We start from the raw sequence: 23,675 nt of genomic DNA, 5'->3' as shown, positions 1-23,675 counted from the left end.
TTAGTGGGGATATTATTCAATAAATGTAAAATTTTCTTTTGAAATAACAAGCCTCCACGGGCAATTTTGTGTTTTTTTCGGCGTTAGGGGCAGCTTTTTTTTCGCTGCATATATACGATAGTTTTTTGTACAGGGTTTTTAGATATTTTACGCAATTGGTTACAAAATGATGTTTTGTAGGTAAAGTACTGTAAAAAAGGTCTTAATGTGAAACCTGATATGTTTACGTTTTCCTAAATTTGGGCATCAATAATAAAAGGGTGGCATTTTTCTTACGTAAAAAAATATGCTGCTTTCTTAATAATTTTAAACCCCAAAAACTCTTGCCTCACGGAGTCCTTTTAAACGATGATATTAATTGTAGACGATTTATCTGAGAATCTTTTGGCGCTGAGAAAAACTCTGGAAGTTCACAATTTACAGGTAGACACGGCCCAATCGGGTGAGGAAGCCTTAAAAAAGATACTCAAACAAAATTATTCCCTTATAATACTGGATGTACAAATGCCGGGTATGGATGGCTTTGAAGTAGCCGAGATTCTTGCCGGCAGTAACAGGACGAAAGATATTCCTGTAATATTTCTTTCGGCTGTAAACAAACAAAAAAGGTTTATTTCTAAAGGATATGAAACCGGAGGGGTAGATTATATTACCAAACCGGTAGATCCTGATTTGCTTATACTAAAAGTAAAGACTTTCCTTAAGCTATCTGAACAGAAAACCGAACTTAAAAATATGAGAGACATACTCTCTAAAGAGGTTGAAATAAGAAAGGCTGCCGAGGAAAACCTTGAAGCAAAAGTGGAGGAAAGAACCAGGGAACTTATCAAGAAGAACGAAGAGCTGGAGTTTAGGAATCATGAACTGCAACAGTTCTCATGGGTGGTGTCACACGATTTGAAAGAGCCTATACGTAAGATAGAAATGTTTATCAAGATGATAAAGGAACGCTACCTTACAGATGATGAAAAGGCTTTGGATTATGTAGACCGAACGGTTAGAGCGGCACAGAGGATGTCTAAACTGATTACTGATTTGCTGGATTATTCCAGATTATCATCTGACGTAGCTCCTGAGCAGACCGACATTAATGCTGTGGTTGATGAGGTGGTCACTGATTTAGATTATCTTATTGAAGAAGACAAAGCCATTGTTATTAAAAAGGATTTGCCTAAGGTTACGGGTGTACCAAGCCAGTTAAGGCAGGTATTTCAAAATCTTTTAAGTAATTCCCTAAAGTTCACTAAAAAAGATATTAGCCCCATTATACAGATAAGTGGGGAGATAATTGCTGATAAACATATCGATGCACCCCAAGATGCCAACGGACAATATTGCCGTATTACGGTAAAGGATAACGGGATTGGTTTTGACGAACAGTATCTGGATAAGATATTCATTATTTTCCAGAGTCTTAACGACCGAAAAAAATATGAAGGCACAGGTATAGGACTTGCCATAGCTAAAAAAATAATCGAAAAACATAACGGACTTATAACTGCAAAAAGTACTCCGGGTGAAGGAGCTACTTTTTTAATTGTGCTACCGTTATAACAGGTAAAATATGGATAGTAATTTTAAACGGAATCTTGGAATCTTTTTTGGACTTTCACTGTTTATACTAATAGTAAGTTCAGTAGCGTCATTCGTGAGTATTACCAGTTTGCTGAAAAGTAACGGGAATGTAAACCATACTCAGGAGGTTATTTATAACATTAACGACGGTGCTACAGTTTTGATAGATGCCCAAACAAGTGTTAGGGGCTTTTTAGTATCGGGTAAACAAAGCTTTTTGGAGCAGTATACCAATGCCGAGATTAACTCAAACAACATATTTGAAAATATTACAAAGTTAACGGCAGATAATCCTTTACAGCAACAAAGCCTACAGGAACTGAAACCGTTAAGAAGCGAGTTTTTTGAGTATCTGCAAAGCCTGATAAAAGAAAAAACCAGAGGAGAAACCACACTATCCGGCGATTTGGATCAGGGGAAACAGCTTATGGATCGCATACGTGTTATTTTAAAGCGTATGGAGAGTCAGGAACTGGAGCTTTTAAAGCAACGTAATGCCACTGCCGAAACCTATGGCTCAACCAGTACCATATTAATTGTTGTTGCAGCAATACTCGCACTTTTAATAAGTGTTTCCTTTTTTATGCGAATACTTAAGGATTATACTGAGAGGGCTAAACTCCACAAAGAACTTAGACATAAGGACGAGATAATGGCCGAAAGAATAAGGGTTATAAGTGATATTGCTTCACAAATTGCTCAGGGTAATTATGAGATAGAGGTAGATGATAGCGAGAAAGATGCCTTAGGTACGGTAGCCTATTCGCTTAATAATATGGCGCGCTCACTTAACAGTTCGTTCAAATCCCTTACAGATAACGAATGGCTTCAGGCAGGTGTGGCCGAACTCAATCAGGTAATGATTGGTGAGAAAACACCGGAGGAACTTACAAAAGATATAATAGAATACATAACAGAATTTACAGAAGGAGCCGCAGGTGTTATTTACCTGTGTGAAGGTGAGGAACTGTACATGATATCTGGCTATAGTTATGGAGGCAGTAAAAGAGACCGACTTAAAATAGGTGAAGGTATTACAGGGCAGGCAGTAACATCGGGTAAAGTACTCGAACTTAAGTCGCTTTCAGAGAGCGATATTACCATTTCTTATGCCTTAGGTGAAGTTAAGCCTAAGCACGTAGTTGCCGTTCCTTTAGTAGATGATAAAGTTATAGGGGTAGCCGAACTGGCTTCGGTAAATGAATTTACCCCGCGTGATATGGAATTCCTAAAATCAGTGGCTAATAATATAGGGATAGCCATCAAGGCTGCACAAAACAGGCAGAGAATACAGGAATTACTGGAAGAAACTCAGGCACAGTCGGAAGAACTTATTATCCAGCACAGTGAACTGGAAAATATTAATGCCGAGTTGGAAGCACAAACCTCTAAACTTCAGGCATCAGAAGAAGAGCTTAGGGTACAGCAGGAAGAACTTCAGCAAACCAATGAGGAACTGGCCGAAAGGAGTACGCTACTGGAAGAAAGGAATATGGAAATCCAGAAGAAAACCGAAGACCTTGAACTTAGTACAAGATATAAGTCGGAATTCCTGGCAAATATGTCACATGAGCTTCGCACACCGCTTAACTCAATATTACTTTTAAGCCGACTACTTTCTGAAAATAACGATAAGAACATGACCGATGAGCAAATAGAATTTGCGAAGGTCATTCAAAGTTCGGGTAACGGGCTATTGGGGCTGATTGATGAAATTTTAGATCTTTCTAAAATTGAAGCCGGTAAAATGGAGGTGGAGTTCATGGATGTTTCGGTTAGGGAAATTAATGAAGGATTAAAGAATCTGTTTACAGAAGTTGCCAAAGAAAAGAACATTCAGTTCCTTATAGATGATAAGGATGCTCCTCTGGTGGTGAAAACAGACAAAATGCGACTGGAGCAAATTTTAAAGAATCTTATTTCAAATGCTATTAAGTTTACTGCAGAAGGATCTGTAACCCTGCAAATCAAAAAGGTTAAGGATAATGATAAACTTGTATCTTTCACTGTGAAAGATACGGGTATAGGTATACCACGTGAAAAGCAACCACTTATTTTTGAAGCATTCCAGCAGGCCGATGGTTCTACCAAACGTAAGTATGGCGGTACCGGGCTTGGACTTTCTATCAGTAGGGAACTTGCAAAACTGCTTGGTGGTGAGATCACATTAGTTAGTGATACCAATAAAGGTAGTGAGTTTACACTTACCATACCGGTGCTTGGGGTAGCATCAGGCAGACTTATAGTTACCAAGCCAACCACCGTAGCTGCTAAAGAAAAAATAGAAGAACTTACAGAAACTACCGCTAAGCCAATGGTAGAGGATAAGTACTTAAGCCCGGTAATACCAGATGATGTGCCTGATGACAGAGATGATGTAAACGATGGAGATAAAGTGATACTTATTGTGGAAGATGACACCAATTTTGCTAAGTCACTAATGGATTTTACTCATCAGCGGAGTTATAAAGGTATAGTATCGGTTAGGGGAGATGAGGCACTTAATCTGGCTCTTAAATACAAGCCTATAGGAGTATTACTGGATATTCAGCTTCCGGTAAAAAGCGGATGGGAAGTAATGGAGGAGTTAAAGAACAATGTACTTACCAAACATATTCCGGTACATATAATGTCATCTTACAAAGTGAAGCAGGAAAGCCTTTTAAAAGGTGCTGTGAACTTTTTAGATAAGCCTGTGGCTTACGAGCAGATACCTGATGTATTCAAAAAAATTGAACACATAGTAAACAGGGATTCTCAAAAGGTACTTATCATTGAAGACAATCCTAAGCATGCAAAAGCACTGGCTTATTTCCTTGAAACCAATGATATAAAATCAGAGATTAAGAGCGAGGTTAATGATGGTGTTACTGCATTACAGGGAGCTAATGTAGACTGTGTAATACTTGATATGGGAGTGCCCGATAAGCAAGCTTATGAATTGCTTGAAAATGTAAAGAATGAGTCGCTTGATAATATTCCGGTTATTGTGTTTACAGGTAAAAGTCTTTCTATGAAAGAAGAGCTTAAAATTAAAAAGTATGCCGACTCCATAGTTATAAAAACAGCCCATTCGTATCAGCGAATGCTTGATGAGGTTTCGCTTTTCCTTCACCTGGTGGAGCAAAACAAAAAGGAAAACAATAAAAAGAACAAAAACTTTAATACCCTCAATAATATCCTTAACGGAAAAACAGTACTTGTGGTAGATGATGATGTGCGAAACATCTATTCGTTAACCAAGGCGCTTGAAGTACTTAAAATGAATGTGCTAACGGCTATAGATGGTAAGGAAGCGCTCAAGGTTTTAGAAGAGCGCCCTGATGTAGATATAGTACTACTGGATATGATGATGCCTAATATGGACGGCTATGAAACCGCTACCAGAATAAGGCAAACTAAAAACCTTAAAAACCTTCCGGTTATTGCTGTTACGGCAAAAGCCATGACGGGAGACAGGGAGAAATGTATCAATGCGGGAGCATCTGATTATATAACTAAACCGGTAGATGTAGATCAGCTACTTTCATTATTAAGGGTATGGCTTTACGATAAAGCCTGATAAAATAAAATTAATGAGTAAAAAAGTTTTAATAATAGACGACGATGCCAGAAACATTTTTGCATTAACGGCAACGTTAAAGGCTAAGTCGTTTGAGTGTATGTCCTGCGGCGGAGCCGAAGAGGCGATAGAAATGCTAAAGGGCAGTACCGGGGTAGATGTTGTATTAATTGATATGATGATGCCCGATATGGACGGTTATGAAGCTATACCGCTTATAAAGGAAATTCCGCACAGACAATTGTTACCAGTCGTTTCGGTTACGGCTCAGGCTATGGCAGGTGACAGGGAAAAATGCCTTGAAGCAGGAGCCGATGCCTATATTTCCAAGCCTATTGATGTAGATAAATTATTACTTTTATTAAATACCATATAAAACTGTATGATTAGTGACCGTGAACTTGAGGTTTTGATAAATGAGGTGTTTGAATATTATGGTTACGACTTTAGTGGCTACTCTAAAGCTTCTTTAAAAAGGCGTGTGGAAAGGTTATACCAGATAGATGGTATATCCCGTTTTTCTGATGTACTTTCTAAAATAAGGAGTGAAGAGGGGTATGTAAAGCATTTGGTAGAGGAGATAACGGTTAATGTTACCGAGATGTTCAGGGATCCGTTGTTTTACAAATTGCTGCGTGAAGAAATAGTACCGGTACTGGCTACCAAGCCTTTTATAAGGATATGGCATGCCGGCTGTTCAACCGGAGAAGAGGTGTACTCAATGGCTATATTACTGAAAGAAGCCAACTTGTTGCACAAATCATTACTGTATGCAACAGATATAAATTCAGTTGTTCTGGATACAGCCAAAAAAGGTTTATTCCCTTTAAGGATGATTAAACAGTATGCAGAGAATTACAGGTTTTCGGGAGGTAGTGAGGATTTTTCAGATTATTATACGGCAAATTACGGACTGGCGAAGTTTAGCTGTGAGCTTAATGAGAAAATGGTGTTTTCACAACATAATCTGGTTTCAGATGCTTCGTTTAACGAGTTTGACTTAATAATGTGCCGTAATGTGCTTATTTATTTTGATAAGCATTTGCAGGACAGGGTGCTAAGATTGTTTGACAGTAGCTTGTCATGCTTAGGTTATTTGGCACTGGGTACTAAGGAAACCATTAAGTTTTCTACCGTTCAGGATAAATTTCAGCAACTTAACAGGGAGAAGATATGGAAGAAAGTAAAATAATTTCAGGATGCAAGGCATTACTTATAGGAGGTTCGGCCGGAAGTCTTGAAGTACTTATAGAAGTACTCCCCAAACTGGAACAGCTCAAATCTTTTGCTCTCATAATAGTACTGCACCGCAAAAGCGGAGAGGATAATTTACTCGAAAACCTCATATCCATAAAAACAGCTATACCCATTATGGAGGTAGAAGACAAGGTTCCGGTAGAGCCGGGGTATATTTATATAGCTCCGTCTGATTATCACCTGCTTTTTGAAAAGGATGAAACCATATCTTTAGATACATCTGAAAAAGTAAACTACAGCCGCCCAAGTATTGATGTGGCTTTTGAGTCGGCTGCCGATGTTTACGGACCTTCACTTGCAGCCATTTTACTGTCGGGAGCAAATGCCGATGGTACTGCCGGGCTTCAGGCTATAAAGGAAGCGGGCGGGGTAACAGTAGTGCAAAAACCCGAAAGTGCCGAAGTGGCCTATATGCCGGGGTATGCTATAGAGAATATGAGTCCGGATCTTGTTTTAGATATAAGGCAAATACTTGAATTTGTTAAGAATATAAATACTTCAAAATAATATCTTTCTGTTATAACAATAATTACTGTATTAAATTTTTCTAAAGAGATAAAAAATCGACTTTAACATTTTTACAAAAGTTTATCTTTGTAGGAGAAATTGATGTTTATGTTTGTTAGGTTTATCATATCATTTGCTTTTTTGTTATTCTTTTCAGAGGCTGCGATAGCTCAGATTGTTACTGATACTGAAAAGATTTTTACGGAAAATAGCAACGGATACTACAATAACCCTGTACAAACTATCAAGGCAGCCGAATATCTTCTTAAAAATGCCAAAACCAATAATGATAAGGTAAAGGCTTACTATTTGCTTTCTGAAAGTAAATTCCTTACTGATGATCTTAGTGAAAGTATTGAGTACCTTTTTAAGGCTAATTTTCTGGCTGATTCTGGCGATGACTATTATCTTAAAAGTTTGGTGTATATCGCTATTTCTTCCCGTTGTCGTTTTTTCGGTATTGAAGACAGGGCATCATCATATATTGCAAGAGCCGAAGATGAGCAAAAACTTATAAAGGATGAAGATGCGAAAACAGAGGTTGAGACCAAAATTCTATATGAAAAAGCCGGTGTACTAATTAACTCCAAACAGTATAGTGAGGCAATTAATATACTCTCATCATCTAATAAAATACTTGAAAACAGTAAAGAAAGTCATCCTGTTTTGCAAGCAAGGATCAGAAAGGCACTTGCCAATGCTTCCTTTTTAGCATCTGATTATATAGCAGCAGCAAATCATTATCAAAAATGCATTGATATATTAAAAGAAATTGGGTTTGAGTTTTCATCAGTAGCGGCTTGTGCCTACAATGGTATGGGGCAAATAGCTATTAAAAACAGTCAGTATGATGTGGCGCAGGCTGCTTTTGAGGCAGCACTGGCATGTAATGTAATTGAATCGTGGGTAAAGGCAGATGTATACCAAAATCTTTCGGAATTATACTTGAAAACAGATAATAAGGAGTTGTATAGTGAGAACTCCATGAAGCATAAAGAACTCTCTACCGCACTCATTTGGAAAGAGCGTGATGCCAGAAATACCCTGATTACTGAAATTGAAAAAGAGCAAAACATTGTTATTAATAAAGATAAATCGAGGTATACCACTATGTTTGTGGGAATGTTACTGATTTTTGCAATAGTTTTTATAGCGTATTTTGTGTACAATAAAAAGCTGGATGACGAATATAATAAGTTTGAAAAACTGCTGTCCAGAATTGAAGCCTCTAAGGTTATTACAACCCCTGTTTTACCTGTAGATGAGGTAACAGATAAGGTGGAAGGTAAAGTACTGGCTATATCAGAAAAGACAGAGCAGGCTGTACTGGAAAAGCTTAAAGAGTTTGAAAGGGGAGATGAGTTTACCAATGCTAATATGTCATTACAACTCTTGGCAAAGAGGGTTAAAACTAATTCAAAATACCTGTCGGATATCATTAATAACAATAAGGGTAAAAATTTCAATGCTTATATAAATGATTTACGCATTAATTATATAGTAGCCTTAATGCAGTCTGATAAAAAATACCTTACTTATAAGGTAAGTTACCTGGCAGAAATTTGTGGTTTCTCTTCACACAGTGCCTTTACAGTAGTGTTTAAATCGGTTACTGATTTAACCCCAAAACAGTTTATAAACTTTCTTAAAAAGAAAATTGAGAAGGAAAAGGAGTCTGCTTAAAATAATAAGTACCTTGTACGGTATTTATTTTAGTATTGCCCATGAATAAAATCACCTTGCAAAAAGTTAAATTAATTATGTGCCTGCTGTTTGTATTTGGTTATGCAACAGCACAGGTAAATCTTGACAGTCTTAAAACAGAGCTTAACCTTATGGTGTATAATAACCCTAAGGAAGCATTAAGGCGGGTTGAAGAAATTTATCCTACCATTACAGATCCTTCAATGCAAATTAGCTATTTGCTAACATCGGCAAATGCCTATGCTGTTTTAAAAAATCACGACGCGGTGATGGAAACGGCTCTAAAAGCCAAAAAAATAGCCGATGAAAAGGGGAGTCCGGTAAACAGGTTACAGGTATCGGGATTTATTGGGGGACAGTACAGGAGACTTGGACTTGATGATAAGGCATTGTTATACATTAATGAGGCCGAGGAGGTCTTTAAAACCGAAGCAATCCCTGATTCCTTAAAATATCTTGGCGGAAATATACTTATAGTTAAAGGACTTATACAGCGCACCAGCCTGGGGTGTGAGTATGCATTGCCTTACTTTAAAGAGGCGGCAAATGTGTATAAAAAATATGTGTCTAAAAAAATTAATTTGGTAAGTGTAGCCATAGCGCATAATAATATAGCGGATTGTTATATTGAAATAAATGATCTTGATGCTGCCGAATTTAATTTTAAAGAAGCTATAAAGTATTCTCTTGAAGTAAACTCAGGACACAGCCTGGCGTATGCTAAAATGGGACTTTCCAGAATTTATAAGCAGGAAGATGAAAATGAAAAGGCCATTACACTTTTAAAAGAAGTAGATGCCGATTTAGAGGAAATGAATGACCTCTCTATAAAAAAGGAAGTTTACAAGCTATTATCTGAAAATTATAAAGCCATAAAGGATACTCAAAATTATGAGCGTTACAGTCAGCTTTATTTTGATGAAACAAAAAGGATAATTGCCGAAGAGAAGAAATCCTTAAATACTGTGGTTAACGATTTATCTGAAGAAAAAGAGAAGTCACAACAGGAAACAAAAAGTAAATTCATCTTCATATTACTGGGAGCAATACTGGTTTTTATTGTAATCATGTCTTATATGGCTTACAAAATTGTCAAAAAAAGGAAAAAAATAAACCAAAAAAAGGAACAGGTTGATAAAGAGCAGTAATTTGTCTTTTTGTGTTCTAACTTGTTGTTATTTAAGTTTTTACTTCTATTTTTTTTCTTTTAAAATCAGGGAAAATTCCATGATATTTAAAGTTTTAAGTTTTATAACGGTCATAATTAGCTATAGCTTTGCTGCAACTCTTTTAGGGGTTCTTGTACAGGTGCTGTAAAGATAATTAAGGATTATGTGGGGCAATTTTAATCCTCTAATTACTTTACACAATACGGCCTCAAGCAATTCCAAGGGTTTAGTTGAGTAATATTTTTATATTAATTCTTTTTTTAGCTAGTTTGACCATCTCGGAGGATTTAGGTATTTAACACTCCGGGATGGTTGTTTTTTTATAGCACTTCCCAATTAAATTATCAGAAGAATTTTTTGTTTCGTCTAAACAAAAATGCCATTCACCGAAAATTACCTCAAACACTTTTCAATACTTTACATCTTTGCGATATGATTAAGCAACATAGTTAATTATGTAGCTGTAATCCCCCGCCATAATACCGATAGCCTTACAAAATACCAAAAGCATTAATGTTTAATGTTAGCTTTACTAATGTCTATTTTTTTTAAAGCGAGGCCCCTTTGATGTAACAGTCACTGGGGTTTTTTTTATGTGTTTAATGAAGTAGTAAGTCGATAAAAATAAGCAGTTCGTCGACACCAAATAACGCGCTGTCTAAATTTGCCCACAAGGCTTATGGTACTAATGTAACTTTGGTATATCAAAATCACTAAAGCACACGAAATGAAAATATTAATAATGGATGATCAGCAACTGGTATTGTTGTCTCTGCAAAAAACACTGACCGATTTAGGATATGAAGTCATAAGCGCCGATAATATTTTTGACGCGGTTCAGTACTATGATATCCATAAGCCTGATTTGGCCATTATTGATATTAACATGTCGGTTACTGCAGATCAGCATTCTCTTGAGAATACATTAGCCGAGATAAATGATAAATCGTCGGGCTTAGAGGTTTTAAAATATATAAGATACATAAAAGAACACAATACTCCGGTAATGATATTAACCGGTAATACAGATGATGATATTATAGAAAAAGGCTTTGAACTTGGAGCTAATGAGTACATGAAAAAACCTTTAAGCCTTAAAGAAATAGGAATAAGGGTAAAAAGGCTCATAGGAGGACAAACAGAGCTTAAAGCAGGCAATAACAACAGATACATACAAAACAGTTGTGTAGGAGTGGTTATACCATGTTATAACGAAGAAGCTTGGCTGTTAAGTGATGAGTTTAGAAACTTTGTATTTAAAAACCTTGGATACCACCTGTGTTTTGTAAACGATGGCAGTACCGATGGTACACTAGAAGTGCTAAGGGATATACAAAAGGAAAACAGAGGTCGTATAAGCATATATAACTGTAAGAAGAACGTAGGAAGGGCAGAGGCAATACGCCTTGGTATGATGAGTCTTGAAAAACAAAAGCAGTTTGATTATATAGGCTTTATGGATGCCGACCTATCTACAAACTTCCAGGATTTTAGTGATTTGGTAAAAACTATTACACACTCAAAGTTTAAAGTGGTTAGCGGTTGCAGGATAAGCAGAATGGGAGCCGATATCTCTACAGAGCCTACAAGAAAGTTTTTAAATAGGGTAATAAACTATACCATGCGCAAAGTGTTCGGGCTTGATTTCAGGGATGCGCAATGCGGAGTGAAAATAATGTCGAGTGATGTGGTAGAGATAGCCTTTGGTAAAAGGTTTCTAACCAAAAGCCTGTTTGATGTAGAGATATTACTAAGACTTAAAAAGATATACGGTGGTTATACCGTAAAACAAATGTGGTATGAAAAACCACTTGACAGATGGATTTATGCCCGTAATACAAAAGTATCGGTACTTAATTCATTTAGCCTGATAGGGCAGTTAGGGCAAATCACCCTACATTACAGATAAGGAGGAATAAAACTTTTTCATAATGTTTTTTTATTGGTTTTGATTGGTAACGCCCGGTTTTTGGTCCGGGCGTTTGCTATTTTTAGAACTTTATTTCCAGTGTGGTATAAAACACTCGTGGGTCAGACGGGATTATACCCGGCCCCGGATATCCGGTAGCCCTGCGGGTAAAATAATAGTTGTTGGTAAAGTTATTTACACCGGCTTCCAGTTTTAGCATTTTCCATTGGTAGGAAGCAGATATATCGGCAACATAGTAAGAAGGTATTTTACCAAAAATACCATAGGTATTATCATCTGCTGTAGAAGTGGTGTTATTGGCATCAGTAAACTGTGATGACAGGTGTGTAAACTGAAGGCTACACATAAAACCTTTATAGCCTACTCCTGTACCTACTTTTACGTTAAGCATAGGTACAAACTCCACTTCGTTACCTTCTATGCCGGGACCGTCTGATTTAAGGTATTCAGAGCCTGTAATGGCAGTATTGGTGAATACATTCCATTTAAAGTTACTTCCTTCAAAAAAAGTATCGGCAATATTCCAGTCCAGTAAGGTTTCAAAGCCATAGGTTAATGCAGTACCTATATTACTTCTGTAACGTACAACCGCTGCTGCTCCGTTAGGATTCTCGGTTTGGTAATCACCAATTTTATCATCATATAACAATCCGAAAATGCTGGCATCATACGATAATTTATTACCCAGCTTACCGCGTATACCAATATCTGAAGTGTAACCTTTCTCATCGGTAATATTTGGGTCTATTACCTGGCTTGGTGCCACGGTGCGTATGTCGTTAAAGGTAACCGACCTGTAGTTTTGGGCTACGTTACCATAAAACTCAATACGGTTATTAGGTTTGTAGCTGGCAGCAAGTCCAAACAGAACGAAGCTACGGTTCTTGGTTACATTTTCATATTCGATTTCATCAAGAATAACATTTCCGGCAAGGTCGGTATTTATCCTTCTGTAATAGCCATTTGCTTTGGTTCGGATGTTTTCCACCCTTATACCCGGAGTAAGGGTAAAGTTTGGCGATAGCCTAAACATATTTTCGGCAAAGAATGATGTATTTAGGTTAGGATAGGTGTAATCACTCTGACTCGCATAATTAGGGAAATTATCAAAATCAAAATTAAAGTCAGGGTTACTGTTTGCACTTCCCGGTCCCTGCATGGAGGTGTTTTCTGCCTGATAATATTTTGCCCCTATAAGTAAAGCACTGCTATTACCGTTAATATCATATTGCTGTAAAAAACGAGCCTCGGCACCCCAGTTAACAAAATCACCTTTAAGCAGGTCGCGCACTGTGCCTTCGGTATCTGGGTTTGATACCCTGTTAGAGCGGTAACCCAACGCCTTACGGCTTGCATCCAATCCAAACAATTGTAATGAGAACTGAGAATTGTCGGTAAAATGATGATTAAGTCTTAAAGCGAAAAGGTTCCAATTAACGTCAAACCAGTTTCGGTTTCTGTTACTTTGAAACATATCCTGATTAAACATATAATCAGTTAATCCACCTGGTTGTTTTGCCAGGTAGTCAAAAAGGGTGTAATCAAAATGAATGGATGTCTTTTTGTTAAACTGATAGTTCAGGTTAGCAAAAAAGTTACGGCTGTTAAAGTTAGAGTTTGGTCTGAAACCGTCTCCCTGCTTATAGTTAAAGAAAGTATAGTAACTAAACTTACCCGTTGTACCACTAAGGCTGGAAAAATTAGTAAGCAGGTTGTATGAGCCAACGCTGGTTCTTGTAACCCCTTCAATAGGTTTGCCTGATGGTGCTTTGAACTTAAAGTTTACCAGTCCGCCAAACTGTGTGCCGTATTGTAATGCAGCAGCACCGCGTATTACCTGAATTTCTGCTAAAGCCTCGGTAGGAGGAGTATAGTAACTTTCAGGATAGCCCAAAACATCGGCACTTATATCATATCCGTTTTGACGGGTGTTGAAGTTTGAGGTACGGTTAGGGTTTAGACCACGTCCTCCTATACTAAGTTGTAAACCACCATCGGAGTTTTCGTTAATGGTAAGACCTGCAATTTGTGCATAAATCTGGCGTGTATTGTTAGTAGCCTTATTAGCAGTAATTTTTTCAACACTTATCACTTCTGTTTTTCTTCCGGCATAAATGGCGGTTCCATCTATGTCTTTCATCTTATTAAGTGAATAGAACTTTTCCTGCTGTATAACAAGTTCGTCAAGGTCAATTACTTTTTGTAAGGTAACAATAGTTTCTGTTGATGAGGGAGATAAAGTTTGTTCAATAAGCATATATCCATCAGTATAAAACACAAGGGTTTGAGGAGTTGAGGCGTTTATTTTAAAAACACCTTTCCCGTTAGCTGACAAAGAACTGTTTGCGGTTTTATTAAAAATATCCACGTAAGGTATAGCATCTCCTTTGTCAGAAACTACTTTTCCTGTAATTGTATTTTGTGCCAGGGCAAATACCGGCAGCAATAGCAACAACAGGCTATAGCCCCCAAATAGTTTCTTCAAAAGGTAATATCCAGTCTTTGTGCTTGAATGATTCATTTTTATCTGCTAAATTTATTTTTGGATCAATATACGGTCGGCTTAGCCTTCCGTTAAGTGCCACATGGCAGTTTACCCTTACTTCAGGGTTTGTCATTCCTTCCTTTTCATAATGGTCGTGCAGGTAGTGTGCGTATTCCAGTATAAAATCGGGTTGGAAAGACATTTGTTTTTCCTGAAAACGGGTAAGGAAATCTTCGTTATTTACATAAATGCTTTTTCCGGTTTTAGAGTCGGTAACTATAAACTGAGCATAACCCGCTTTTTCCATAAGCATAACCCTCCATGAAAACCTGAAGCCTTCTTCGGTCCAGAAAAGCTCTCCCGGATAGCATAAATACCTGAACGGGAAGGCTAACTGAAACAATAGGAACAGGGAGAGGAATACAATACTGAAGTTATAAAGCGGCCTGAAACGCGGAATGTATTTTTTGGTACTGTCAATCAATATTGACGGAAGCCTTAAAGCTTTGCTTAGTATTTCCAGGCATTTTTTATGAAAGTCACTGCCAAAGAATATCAGTGTAGAAACAATCATTACATAAGGGAACATACCAATAGGGAACAATAGTGCCGTAAGGAGATGGAAAGCAACCACAAAGGCAAAACCTATTAATCTGAACCTTTTATTTATAAGCAGGAATACAATACCCAAGTCATATATAGCACCAAACCAACTAAAGAAATAGTGTATCCAGTTTTTAAGCATTAGGTGGCCAATTAAAGGTAGTTCGGCATGACCTGATAGCCATATCTTTAATGGCATGGCTCTTAAAAGCCAGTCGGAATTAAGCTTTGCCAGTCCGGCGTAAAAATATACTATGGCAAGTAAAAGCTTTAAAATATCTATTGTCCAGCGTGGTATTTGCGAAAAAGCATGTTCGGGTTTTTTATAAACATCTACCGAGAAACAGGAAGCTGCCGGTAAAAATATCATTACAAAGCTTACTATAGATATAAAATAGTAGTGATTAAGGTAGGTTGTTTTGTCCATAAGCTCTATGTATGTAAAGCTTATAAAGAAAACAATTGCCGAAAGTCTGTACCTGTAGCCAATTGCTATTCCAATTGCAGCCAGGGCACACAGTATAAAAATACCATAAGTATAAACGCCTATGGGTTTAACCCAACTAAAACCGTAATAGGTAAAATGAAAAGAAGGTTGTATATAAAATTTATCTATCCACCCGTATGATGCAAAACGTACAAGTCCAAACAGCATCATAAAACCGAACACCAGCCTGTAAAAGGCCAGTGTTGCGGCATTAGTGTATGAGTTTAGATATGATTTTATATGTGATGTCATTATTAATCACCGTCACCATCTACATAATCAATGGTAATATTAAGAGCCTGCATCATATCCAGTTTAAGGTAAACAACATTTTGTTGCATGGCGTCATAAGCAGCAAGCATTTTGTTGTTGTCCTGATTAATCTGGTCAGAGAAACTTTCGTTAAGAGCGCTTACGGCAGTATTAATTGTACCAAACTGATTGTTGATTATAGCACTAAGGTTTTGTCCGTCTCTAACAGCATTTACAACATCAAGTGCACTTTTAAGGCTTGCACCGGTTGTTGTACCGTTAAAAGCCTTACCGTTAAAAAAGTCCTGTTGTGCTTTTATACCGGCAGTAAGTAACGTTTTTGAAACATCATTTTTATAGTAAGCTTCTACTTTATCGGCATAAGTAACTCCGTTAGAGAAAATACCAGCAGGGATACCTACTTTACCACTTCTAACATCTTTCTCAAAATTCTTGATGAAGTTATTTGTTGTAATGTTTACTGAGCTGCTTACAGATGTACTGTTGTTGTTTACATAAGTATCTCTGTAGGCTCCGTTCCAGTCGTTAGTAACCTGTTCTGCAATACTTTTTAGCTGTGCTATTATAGCGTTTAGGTAATCGGCAGTTGCCTGATTGCTGTATGAAGCAATGATTTCGGCATTTGTACCTGTACCATATATTAAATAGTCTATTGCAGGGAATCCCTGACGGTTAAACTGTATTTGTGTACCAAGATTATAACTGCCCGAAGCAATGTTAGCTTCAATTCCGGCAACATCAGTAGGGTAAGTATTAGCACTTAATTTAAGGTAAAGCAGAGATGCTTTTCCAAAATCATATAGGGCTACATATTGGTAAGCAACATAAGCATCAAGCCATGCAGTTCTTAATTCTGCAAGTCCTGCTTCATCAGGAGTTTGTGTAAATGTTGCAGCTTTTTCACTTAGAGTGGTAACTTTTGCAGTATAATTCTCGTAAGATGGGATTATAATATTATCGGCCCAGTTTACAAGTATGGCACTACGGTCAAAAGTAGGTGTGTTGTTAACTTCTTCATTATCATTAGATGAGCATCCTAATCCAACTACTGCCAAAATAAATAGCGCAAGTATTTTTTTCATTTCTAAAAAATTTTTGCAAAAATAAAAAACTGAAACCACTTATCTATAATTATTATAAATAATTTATCCCCAATTTGTTTTGAGATATTATATAAGTTTTTACATTTGCCTTGTTTTTAATAAATCTAAATAACGTTAACCAAATATTTAAATAATGAAAAAACTTACTCTTGGGTTATCATTTGTTGCAGCAGCAGGTTTAGTATTAGCTTCTTGCAGCAATGATGACGACCAAAGTACACCTGCGGGGAATCAGGTGTCTAAATCAGCAGTAATTGAGAACTACGCTAATATCGTTTACCAAAATTATAAGGATGCTTATGATGATGCAGTAGCACTTGAAACTGCTATCAACACTTTTGTTGGAGAGCCTACAGATGCTAATTTTACTGAAGCTAAAAACAAATGGAGAGACGCAAGGGAAAGTTACGGAACTACCGAGGCATTTCGTTTTGCTAACGGACCGATTGATGACGAAAACGGACCGGAAGGTTTACTTAACGCATGGCCGCTTGATGAAAACTATATTGATTATGTAGATAATAACGGCACTGTTTTAAACGGTGGTATTATTAACGATACAGAAAACTTCCCTGAAATCACTAAAGAGCTTCTTATTAGCCTTAACGAAGATGGTGGAGAGAAAAACATCAGTACCGGTTACCATGCTATTGAGTTTTTACTGTGGGGACAGGATTTAACCGCTCCTGCTGATAATTTACCGGGACAGAGAGCTTACACTGATTTTGTTGACGAAGGCGGAACAGCACTTAACGAAGACAGAAGGCGTGAATACCTTGTGGTATGTGCTGATTTGCTTACAGATCATCTTTCTTACCTTGTTGATCAATGGAAAGAAGGTGGAGAATACAGAGGTGTTTTTCTGGCTTTACCTGAAGATGAGGCTTTACAAAATATGTATTTAGGTATTGTTACACTTGCAGCTGCCGAACTTGCTGTTGAGCGTATGGATGTAGCTCTTGCTAACATGGATCAGGAAGATGAGCACTCTTGCTTTAGTGATAATACTCACCGTGATGTTTATCTAAACTATAAAGGTGTAATTAATGTTTACAGAGGTGAGTATGGTTCTTTATCAGGTGCTTCTCTTGAAGATCTTGTCGCACAGGCTGATGCTCAGACAGCACAAAATACAAATGCAGCTATAAGTACTACTGAGGCTAGCATTGCTGCTATCGCCATACCATTTGACTATGCTATATCAGGTGGTGCAACTTCTGAAGAAGGAGCCAAAGTAAAAGCAGCTGTATTGAATTTACAACAGGAATTAGGAGCTAATTTATTGGCAGGAGCAGCTAAGCTTAACCTTGAAATAGAGTAGCTGTTAAGCGATTTTTAACGCAAATTAAATCATACCAAAGTGCCCTCTTTTTAAAGATGGGCGCTTTGTTGTTACTATAAGGAAATGAAAAAAGTTATCTGTTCAGTAATGTTGGCTTCCCTTTTTATAACGGGATGCAGCAATAATGATGAAGATTATGTAAGTCTCTCTCCTGAAGAAGGAGAGCAGTATTCCGGTGGTGTGGCCACGGTAAACAATGCAACCGAAGAGGCTTTTGGTTTTGCTTACTCTGGTTTAACGCCAGATCAGTCTACCGATTTTGGGGTAGGTAATTCTTTTTTCAGGCAAACCTGGGTTTCGGCACCTTCAAGCACTACTGCGCGCGATGGTTTAGGACCTTTTTATAATGCTGTTGCCTGTTCCAGTTGTCACTTTAAAGACGGTAGGGGACGTCCGCCTATGTATGACGGCGAATTGGGGAGGGGACTTCTTTTCAGGTTTAGTGTTCCGGGGGTTGATGCTCACGGGGCTGCCTTGCCTGATCCGGTTTACGGAGGTCAGTTACAGGACAACGTAATTTTAGGGCCTGTTCGCGAAGGACAGATGAACATTACTTACCAAACGATTACAGAAACTTTTGCAGACGGTACTACCATAGAACTGCAAAAACCAACATATACCGTGACCGATCTTGGTTACGGAAGCCTTGCTTCTAACGTGCAAATTTCACCACGTATAGCCAACCAGATTGTTGGTTTAGGACTCCTGGAGGCAGTACCGGAGGCTACATGGCTGTCTTTTGCCGATGAGTTTGATGCTAATGGTGACGGAATTTCAGGAAGGGCAAACTATGTATATGATGTAGAGAGCAACTCGCAACGCATGGGGCGTTTTGGCTGGAAAGCCAATCAGCCTAATGTAAGGCAACAGGTTGCAGGTGCACTTAGTGGTGATATGGGGATAACCTCTCCTGTATTCCCTGAGGAAAACTGCCCTCCGGGTGTAGACTGCAGCACTATTCCTAACGGAGGTGATCCTGAAATACCTGAACTTGCCTTTAACAGGATGGTACTGTATTCCAGTGCGCTTTCTGTTCCTATCCGCAGGAATTATGACGACCAGTCGGTATTAAGAGGAAAGCAAATTTTTAACGACATTAATTGTGTGGCATGCCACATCCCAAAAGTAGAAACCGGAAACAGTTACTACATTTCAGGATATGCTAACCAAACCATAAGGCCGTATACTGATTTGCTTTTACACGATATGGGGCCTGAACTGGCAGATAATGCTCCAGATTACCTGGCGACAGGCAGCGAGTGGAGAACTCCGCCATTATGGGGTATAGGATTGGTTGAAACGGTTAACGGACATACCAATTTCCTGCATGACGGAAGGGCGCGTAACATTACCGAGGCTATTTTATGGCACGGTGGTGAGGCGCAAACCGCCAAAAACATGTTTAAGGAACTTTCGGCTTCCGAAAGGGAAGACCTGCTTAAATTCCTTAATTCACTTTAAATTTTATTACACTATTTAATAAAATCTGACCGAAATCCGCATAGGGCAACCCGTGCGGATTTTTTTATTTTCCAAAATCGGCTACATGACAATTGTCATTTTTTAGCAGTAGCGTGTGGTATAATTTTGATATTCAAAATAAATCAGTCACAATGGAAAATAATATACTTCAAAAATATAACGTTCCGGGGCCACGTTATACTAGTTATCCTACAGTGCCTTACTGGGATAATGGCGGTTTTACCGGAGACGTTTGGAAACAGAGTTTTTTACAGGCTTTTGATGAAAGTAATGCAACTGAGGGGATAAGCCTGTACATCCATTTACCGTTTTGCGAAAGTATGTGTACTTTTTGCGGATGCAACAAAAGGGTAACCCGCAGGCATGAGGTAGAAACCACATACATAACAGCAGTACTTAACGAGTGGAATATGTATTGTGATTTATTACCCGAAAAACCAAGGGTAAAAGAACTTCATTTAGGCGGTGGTACACCTACATTTTTTAGTCCCGAAAATTTAGAAATTCTTATAAACGGAATTTTTGACAGGGCTATAAAAGCGCCTGATTATGAATTCAGTTTTGAGGGGCATCCTAATAATACCACAAAAGAGCACCTGCAAACCTTATATGATTTAGGTTTCAGGAGGGTGAGCTTCGGGGTACAGGATTACGATATTATTGTACAGAAAGCCATTCACCGTGTACAGCCGTTTCAAAATGTGGCACGAGTGACTTTTTGGGCAAAGGAAATAGGATATACCTCTATAAGCCATGATCTGGTTTTCGGACTTCCGTTCCAAACCGTAGAAACGATGGTAGATACCATTGAGAAAACCAAAGCCCTGAATCCCGACAGGATTTCATTTTACAGCTATGCTCATGTGCCATGGATAAAAGGTAACGGGCAACGTGGTTATGACGAAAAGAACCTGCCTAAAGATGAGGAGAAACGTATGTTATATGAAATAGGCAAACAACTCCTTGATCAAAATGATTATTATGAAATAGGTATGGATCATTTTGCTCTTAAAAGCGATGCAATGTACACAGCTTACAAAGAAGGTAAACTGCACCGTAATTTTATGGGATACAGTGCCTCTAAAACGCAATTGATGATAGGGCTTGGGGTATCATCAATTAGTGATAGCTGGTATGCCTTTGCACAAAACGAAAAAGTACTTGAGGATTACTATAAAAGAATAGAACTTAATGAACTTCCGGTTTTTAGAGGACACTCATTAACCGATGAAGACCTGATTATAAGAAGACATATTTTAAACCTTATGTGCAGTTTTACAACATCATGGGAAGATAGTTCACTTTATTTCCCTGAACTGCCTGAAACATTATTAAGCCTAAAGGAAATGGAAAGCGACGGACTGCTGGAGTTTGGTAAAAACAATATTACTGTAACTGAAGCAGGTAAAGCCTACGTAAGAAATATTTGTATGGCCTTTGATTTAAGGCTGAAAAGGAAAGCACCGGAAACCAAGTTGTTTTCGATGGTTGTTTAAATTACACCTTACAACCTGACCAAAGAAAAAGCCTCTTATTTGATTAAGAGGCTTTTTCGATTTGTCGAACTATCATTTTAAAACTACCTGCAATGAGGTATTTCCTGTACATAAAGGCTGGTATTACCCGGTGAAATATACGGGATACCAAGCCCAAGTCCCCTTACAATAAAAAATACGCCAATAATGGCAACTGCATAGGGGATAAGTTTATTTATCTTATTTCTAAAAGGAGAGGTAAGCATGGTACTTACATACACAACTGCACTCATCATAGGGATAGTACCTAGTCCATACAGTACCATAAATAAAGCTCCCAGTAGTGCATTTTGCATAGCTATTGCTCCAAACAGGGCGGCATATACCAGTGCACAGGGTAAAAAACCGTTAAGGAGCCCGGTTACAAATATCGCTTTATTGGTTTTTTTTCTAAACTGGGCTCCAAGGCTACTTTTTACACTACTTATTATTTTGTATACCGGTTTTGAAAAGTTGTATTTGGCAAACTTTTTTTCCGGTATGGCAATTATGGTTATCATTATGATCCCTGATGCTATGGCCATGTTTTGCTGCATCCCGGCAAGGTAAAGCCCCCTGCCCAGGAGTCCGAAAACTAACCCCAGTGAACCATAAGCCGTGAGCCTGCCGGCATGATACAAAAGTATCTGTATCGTTTTTTTAGTTTCGTTGGATCGGTCTACCGGCAGCATCATGGCTATAGGCCCGCACATGCCCATGCAGTGCAGGCTTGATATTAATCCTAATAAAAGAGCTGAATATAACATACTCTTATTTTTTAGTGTTGTTAATTAGTACACTGTGACCTCTTTTTTATTTAGGTAACCTTTACCTTCATATTCCCAGTCTACAGTAATGTTCCAGCGGCCGCCTACCAAATCACTTTTAGGTATGAGCAGATTAGAAGCAGATATTGATATTGGTTTTTCAATATCCAGCTTTTGGTTAGACGGCCTGTACAGGAACACTTTTCCTTTTATTTTGGCAGTATCAAATTCGGCAGGAAACTCTATTTCTACACCGGCTTCGGTACTGTTTATTTTTAACTGATGTTGTAGGCTCACGGCATTTTCCTGCCTGTTTAACTGATCCTGCAATATTCTTTCCTGTTTGTAGTAATCTTCCACAACCAGTTCGTTGTCATATTTCCTGTCTGATTGTACCCTGAATACAAAAAACAGTATGAAGCTCATAAAGAGAGCAAATGCGATTACGATTCCCGTTCCCCAGTTAATTTTCATAATCATTAGTTTTTAGTTAAATGTCCTTGGACCTAAAAAGTTGGTCGACTCGGTTTCAATAAGCCTGTCGCCATCATAAACCTCAAGGCGTATTTTAGTTTTGTCGCTTTTTAAAAGCGCTTCGTTTATTTCTACAAACAGAGTTCCCTGCGCAGTACCTGCTTTTGGTACAGTAAAGTGAGAAGCTCCCACTACTTTTATTTCTCCTTTAGGCGATTTTAGCTTAAAGTGTACATCATTAAAGTCCTTTGTGGTTTTGTTTATAATTTTATAGGTAAATACATTACTTATGTTTTCGCCTTTATGCTCATACAATTGTCCGGGAAGTCTTAATACTGTTGCCTCAACATCATTCCTTAAAAACATCATTCCGGTAAATATGCCCATAAGTATAAACAGTACGGCAGTGTAGCCTTTCATCCTGGCGGTGAAAACAAATTTTTCCTTTTTGGTAATCTCATCTTCACTGGCATAACGAATAAGCCCTTCCTGAAAACCAACTCTGTTCATAACCGTATTACACTCATCAATACAGGCAGTACAGTTAATACATTCCAGCTGTGTACCGTTTCTTATGTCGATACCTGTAGGGCAAACATGTACACACAGTTTGCAATCTATACAGTCACCTTTGCCTGATGCAGCCCTGTTTTCATTCTTAACGATTTTACCACGTCCGTTTTCACCTTCGCCTCTTTTATGGTCGTAAGCAACAATAATTGATTTGTTATCTAAAAGTACCCCCTGAAGCCTCCCGTACGGACACGCAATAATGCAAACCTGTTCTCTGAACCATATATAGATAAAGTAGAATACTCCGGTAAATATCAGCAGGGCAATTAAAGTACTTACATGCTGTCCGGGGCCCTCGGTAATCATTTGTATCAGTTTGTCACTACCTGTAAGATAGGCAAGGAAAACATTGGCAATCAAAAATGATATTATAAAGAATACAAACCACTTAAGGCTTTTTTTCCTGATTTTCTCGGTATCCCATTTTTGTTTTTCCAGTTTTATCTGTGCATTTCTGTCACCTTCAATCAAGTACTCAATGCGACGGAAAACCATTTCCATGAATATGGTTTGCGGACAAATCCATCCGCAGAAAATACGTCCAAAGGCTACCGTAAAGAGTGCTACGAATATTACCCCGATTATCATTGAGATAACAAACAGGTGGAAATCCTGTGGCCAGAAAGGGAAACCAAATATGTTGAACCTGCGTTCCAGCACGTTGAACATTAAAAACTGGTTACCGTTTATTTTTACAAACGGAGCAGCAAACAGGAAGAGGAGCAAAAAATAACTAACTAATTTGCGGTATCTGTATAGTTTACCCGAAGGCTTTTTGGGATATACCCAAGATCGTTTACCTTCCTGATCAATGGTGCCTATCCTGTCCCTAAACTCTTCTTCCTGTATATTGCTCATGATATTTAGC

Annotated in this window: 17 protein-coding genes; 11 read left to right on the top strand and 6 right to left on the bottom strand. The window is 38.1% G+C overall.

The features are described 5' to 3' along the window. Nucleotides 1–348: 348 nt before the first annotated feature. From Q763_RS14590 to Q763_RS14555, 8 genes are all read left to right on the top strand, one after another. Nucleotides 349–1,554 carry a sensor histidine kinase gene (locus tag Q763_RS14590; protein ID WP_035135629.1) on the top strand — a complete coding sequence of 402 codons (1,206 nt, stop codon included), beginning with the start codon at nt 349–351 and terminating at the stop codon, nt 1,552–1,554. 10 nt (nt 1,555–1,564) lie between these two features. Next, nucleotides 1,565–5,137 carry a response regulator gene (locus Q763_RS14585; protein WP_035135628.1) on the top strand — a complete coding sequence of 1,191 codons (3,573 nt, stop codon included), beginning with the start codon at nt 1,565–1,567 and terminating at the stop codon, nt 5,135–5,137. Nucleotides 5,138–5,150: 13 nt separating this feature from the next. Continuing rightward, on the top strand, nt 5,151–5,513 hold the full coding sequence (locus Q763_RS14580; protein ID WP_035135627.1) for a response regulator: 363 nt from the start codon (nt 5,151–5,153) through the stop codon (nt 5,511–5,513). Between the two features lie 6 nt (nt 5,514–5,519). Next, nucleotides 5,520–6,329, top strand: coding sequence for a CheR family methyltransferase (locus Q763_RS14575; protein WP_035135625.1), 810 nt, complete (start codon nt 5,520–5,522; stop codon nt 6,327–6,329). Continuing rightward, entirely contained in the window at nt 6,311–6,901 is a 591-nt protein-coding gene (locus Q763_RS14570) for a chemotaxis protein CheB (protein WP_035135624.1), read from the top strand. Before Q763_RS14575 ends, Q763_RS14570 begins: the two co-directional genes overlap by 19 nt. Nucleotides 6,902–7,009: 108 nt before the next feature. Beyond that, complete coding sequence (locus tag Q763_RS14565; RefSeq protein WP_198133474.1) at nt 7,010–8,584, top strand: AraC family transcriptional regulator; 1,575 nt, start codon at nt 7,010–7,012, stop codon at nt 8,582–8,584. A 41-nt stretch (nt 8,585–8,625) separates the two neighbouring features. Continuing rightward, on the top strand, nt 8,626–9,753 hold the full coding sequence (locus Q763_RS14560) for a tetratricopeptide repeat protein (RefSeq protein WP_035135620.1): 1,128 nt from the start codon (nt 8,626–8,628) through the stop codon (nt 9,751–9,753). 748 nt (nt 9,754–10,501) lie between these two features. After that, nucleotides 10,502–11,683, top strand: coding sequence for a glycosyltransferase (locus tag Q763_RS14555; RefSeq protein ID WP_035135619.1), 1,182 nt, complete (start codon nt 10,502–10,504; stop codon nt 11,681–11,683). An 82-nt stretch (nt 11,684–11,765) separates the two neighbouring features. On the opposite strand, the gene Q763_RS14550 is transcribed toward Q763_RS14555, so the two are convergent. Genes Q763_RS14550 through Q763_RS14540 form a run of 3 tightly spaced genes read right to left on the bottom strand, consistent with a single transcriptional unit; the run spans nt 11,766 to nt 16,634 of the window. Beyond that, a complete protein-coding gene (locus Q763_RS14550) occupies nt 11,766–14,189 on the bottom strand; it encodes a TonB-dependent receptor family protein (protein WP_232297532.1) in 2,424 nt (807 codons plus the stop codon). After that, nucleotides 14,164–15,531, bottom strand: a complete 1,368-nt coding sequence (locus Q763_RS14545; protein WP_035135617.1) for an HTTM domain-containing protein — start codon at nt 15,529–15,531, stop codon at nt 14,164–14,166. Before Q763_RS14545 ends, Q763_RS14550 begins: the two co-directional genes overlap by 26 nt. Nucleotides 15,532–15,533: 2 nt before the next feature. Then, the gene (locus Q763_RS14540; RefSeq protein ID WP_035135615.1) at nt 15,534–16,634 is read right to left on the bottom strand and encodes an imelysin family protein; all 1,101 of its coding nucleotides are present in this window, start codon (nt 16,632–16,634) and stop codon (nt 15,534–15,536) included. A 154-nt stretch (nt 16,635–16,788) separates the two neighbouring features. On the opposite strand from Q763_RS14540, the gene Q763_RS14535 reads away from it, so the two are divergent. From Q763_RS14535 to hemN, 3 genes are all read left to right on the top strand, one after another. Continuing rightward, complete coding sequence (locus Q763_RS14535) at nt 16,789–17,976, top strand: imelysin family protein (RefSeq protein WP_035135613.1); 1,188 nt, start codon at nt 16,789–16,791, stop codon at nt 17,974–17,976. A gap of 84 nt (nt 17,977–18,060) precedes the next feature. Continuing rightward, nucleotides 18,061–19,458, top strand: a complete 1,398-nt coding sequence (locus Q763_RS14530) for a di-heme oxidoreductase family protein (protein ID WP_035135611.1) — start codon at nt 18,061–18,063, stop codon at nt 19,456–19,458. A gap of 152 nt (nt 19,459–19,610) precedes the next feature. Next, on the top strand, nt 19,611–20,975 hold the full coding sequence (hemN, locus tag Q763_RS14525; RefSeq protein ID WP_035135610.1) for an oxygen-independent coproporphyrinogen III oxidase: 1,365 nt from the start codon (nt 19,611–19,613) through the stop codon (nt 20,973–20,975). An 83-nt stretch (nt 20,976–21,058) separates the two neighbouring features. Here hemN and Q763_RS14520 read toward each other — a convergent pair whose 3' ends face one another. Genes Q763_RS14520 through ccoG form a run of 3 tightly spaced genes read right to left on the bottom strand, consistent with a single transcriptional unit; the run spans nt 21,059 to nt 23,665 of the window. Further along, nucleotides 21,059–21,760, bottom strand: a complete 702-nt coding sequence (locus tag Q763_RS14520) for a sulfite exporter TauE/SafE family protein (RefSeq protein ID WP_035135608.1) — start codon at nt 21,758–21,760, stop codon at nt 21,059–21,061. A gap of 24 nt (nt 21,761–21,784) precedes the next feature. Then, complete coding sequence (locus Q763_RS14515; RefSeq protein WP_035135606.1) at nt 21,785–22,234, bottom strand: FixH family protein; 450 nt, start codon at nt 22,232–22,234, stop codon at nt 21,785–21,787. Between the two features lie 12 nt (nt 22,235–22,246). Next, nucleotides 22,247–23,665, bottom strand: a complete 1,419-nt coding sequence (gene ccoG / locus Q763_RS14510) for a cytochrome c oxidase accessory protein CcoG (protein WP_035135604.1) — start codon at nt 23,663–23,665, stop codon at nt 22,247–22,249. Nucleotides 23,666–23,675: the final 10 nt, after the last annotated feature.

Source organism: Flavobacterium beibuense F44-8, from assembly GCF_000769915.1.
Lineage (GTDB): Bacteria > Bacteroidota > Bacteroidia > Flavobacteriales > Flavobacteriaceae > Flavobacterium > Flavobacterium beibuense.
This window is presented reverse-complemented; position numbering and strand designations above follow the sequence as displayed.

What these genes read in the sequence shown, in the direction of transcription:
- Q763_RS14555 (WP_035135619.1), top strand. Translation starts at nt 10,502, where the DNA reads ATGAAAATATTAATAATGGATGATCAGCAACTGGTATTGTTGTCTCTG.
- Q763_RS14540 (WP_035135615.1), bottom strand. Translation starts at nt 16,634, where the DNA reads ATGAAAAAAATACTTGCGCTATTTATTTTGGCAGTAGTTGGATTAGGA.
- Q763_RS14520 (WP_035135608.1), bottom strand. Translation starts at nt 21,760, where the DNA reads ATGTTATATTCAGCTCTTTTATTAGGATTAATATCAAGCCTGCACTGC.
- Q763_RS14530 (WP_035135611.1), top strand. Translation starts at nt 18,061, where the DNA reads ATGAAAAAAGTTATCTGTTCAGTAATGTTGGCTTCCCTTTTTATAACG.
- Q763_RS14565 (WP_198133474.1), top strand. Translation starts at nt 7,010, where the DNA reads ATGTTTGTTAGGTTTATCATATCATTTGCTTTTTTGTTATTCTTTTCA.
- Q763_RS14545 (WP_035135617.1), bottom strand. Translation starts at nt 15,531, where the DNA reads ATGACATCACATATAAAATCATATCTAAACTCATACACTAATGCCGCA.
- Q763_RS14535 (WP_035135613.1), top strand. Translation starts at nt 16,789, where the DNA reads ATGAAAAAACTTACTCTTGGGTTATCATTTGTTGCAGCAGCAGGTTTA.
- Q763_RS14580 (WP_035135627.1), top strand. Translation starts at nt 5,151, where the DNA reads ATGAGTAAAAAAGTTTTAATAATAGACGACGATGCCAGAAACATTTTT.
- Q763_RS14590 (WP_035135629.1), top strand. Translation starts at nt 349, where the DNA reads ATGATATTAATTGTAGACGATTTATCTGAGAATCTTTTGGCGCTGAGA.
- hemN (WP_035135610.1), top strand. Translation starts at nt 19,611, where the DNA reads ATGGAAAATAATATACTTCAAAAATATAACGTTCCGGGGCCACGTTAT.
- ccoG (WP_035135604.1), bottom strand. Translation starts at nt 23,665, where the DNA reads ATGAGCAATATACAGGAAGAAGAGTTTAGGGACAGGATAGGCACCATT.
- Q763_RS14515 (WP_035135606.1), bottom strand. Translation starts at nt 22,234, where the DNA reads ATGAAAATTAACTGGGGAACGGGAATCGTAATCGCATTTGCTCTCTTT.
- Q763_RS14560 (WP_035135620.1), top strand. Translation starts at nt 8,626, where the DNA reads ATGAATAAAATCACCTTGCAAAAAGTTAAATTAATTATGTGCCTGCTG.
- Q763_RS14585 (WP_035135628.1), top strand. Translation starts at nt 1,565, where the DNA reads ATGGATAGTAATTTTAAACGGAATCTTGGAATCTTTTTTGGACTTTCA.
- Q763_RS14570 (WP_035135624.1), top strand. Translation starts at nt 6,311, where the DNA reads ATGGAAGAAAGTAAAATAATTTCAGGATGCAAGGCATTACTTATAGGA.
- Q763_RS14575 (WP_035135625.1), top strand. Translation starts at nt 5,520, where the DNA reads ATGATTAGTGACCGTGAACTTGAGGTTTTGATAAATGAGGTGTTTGAA.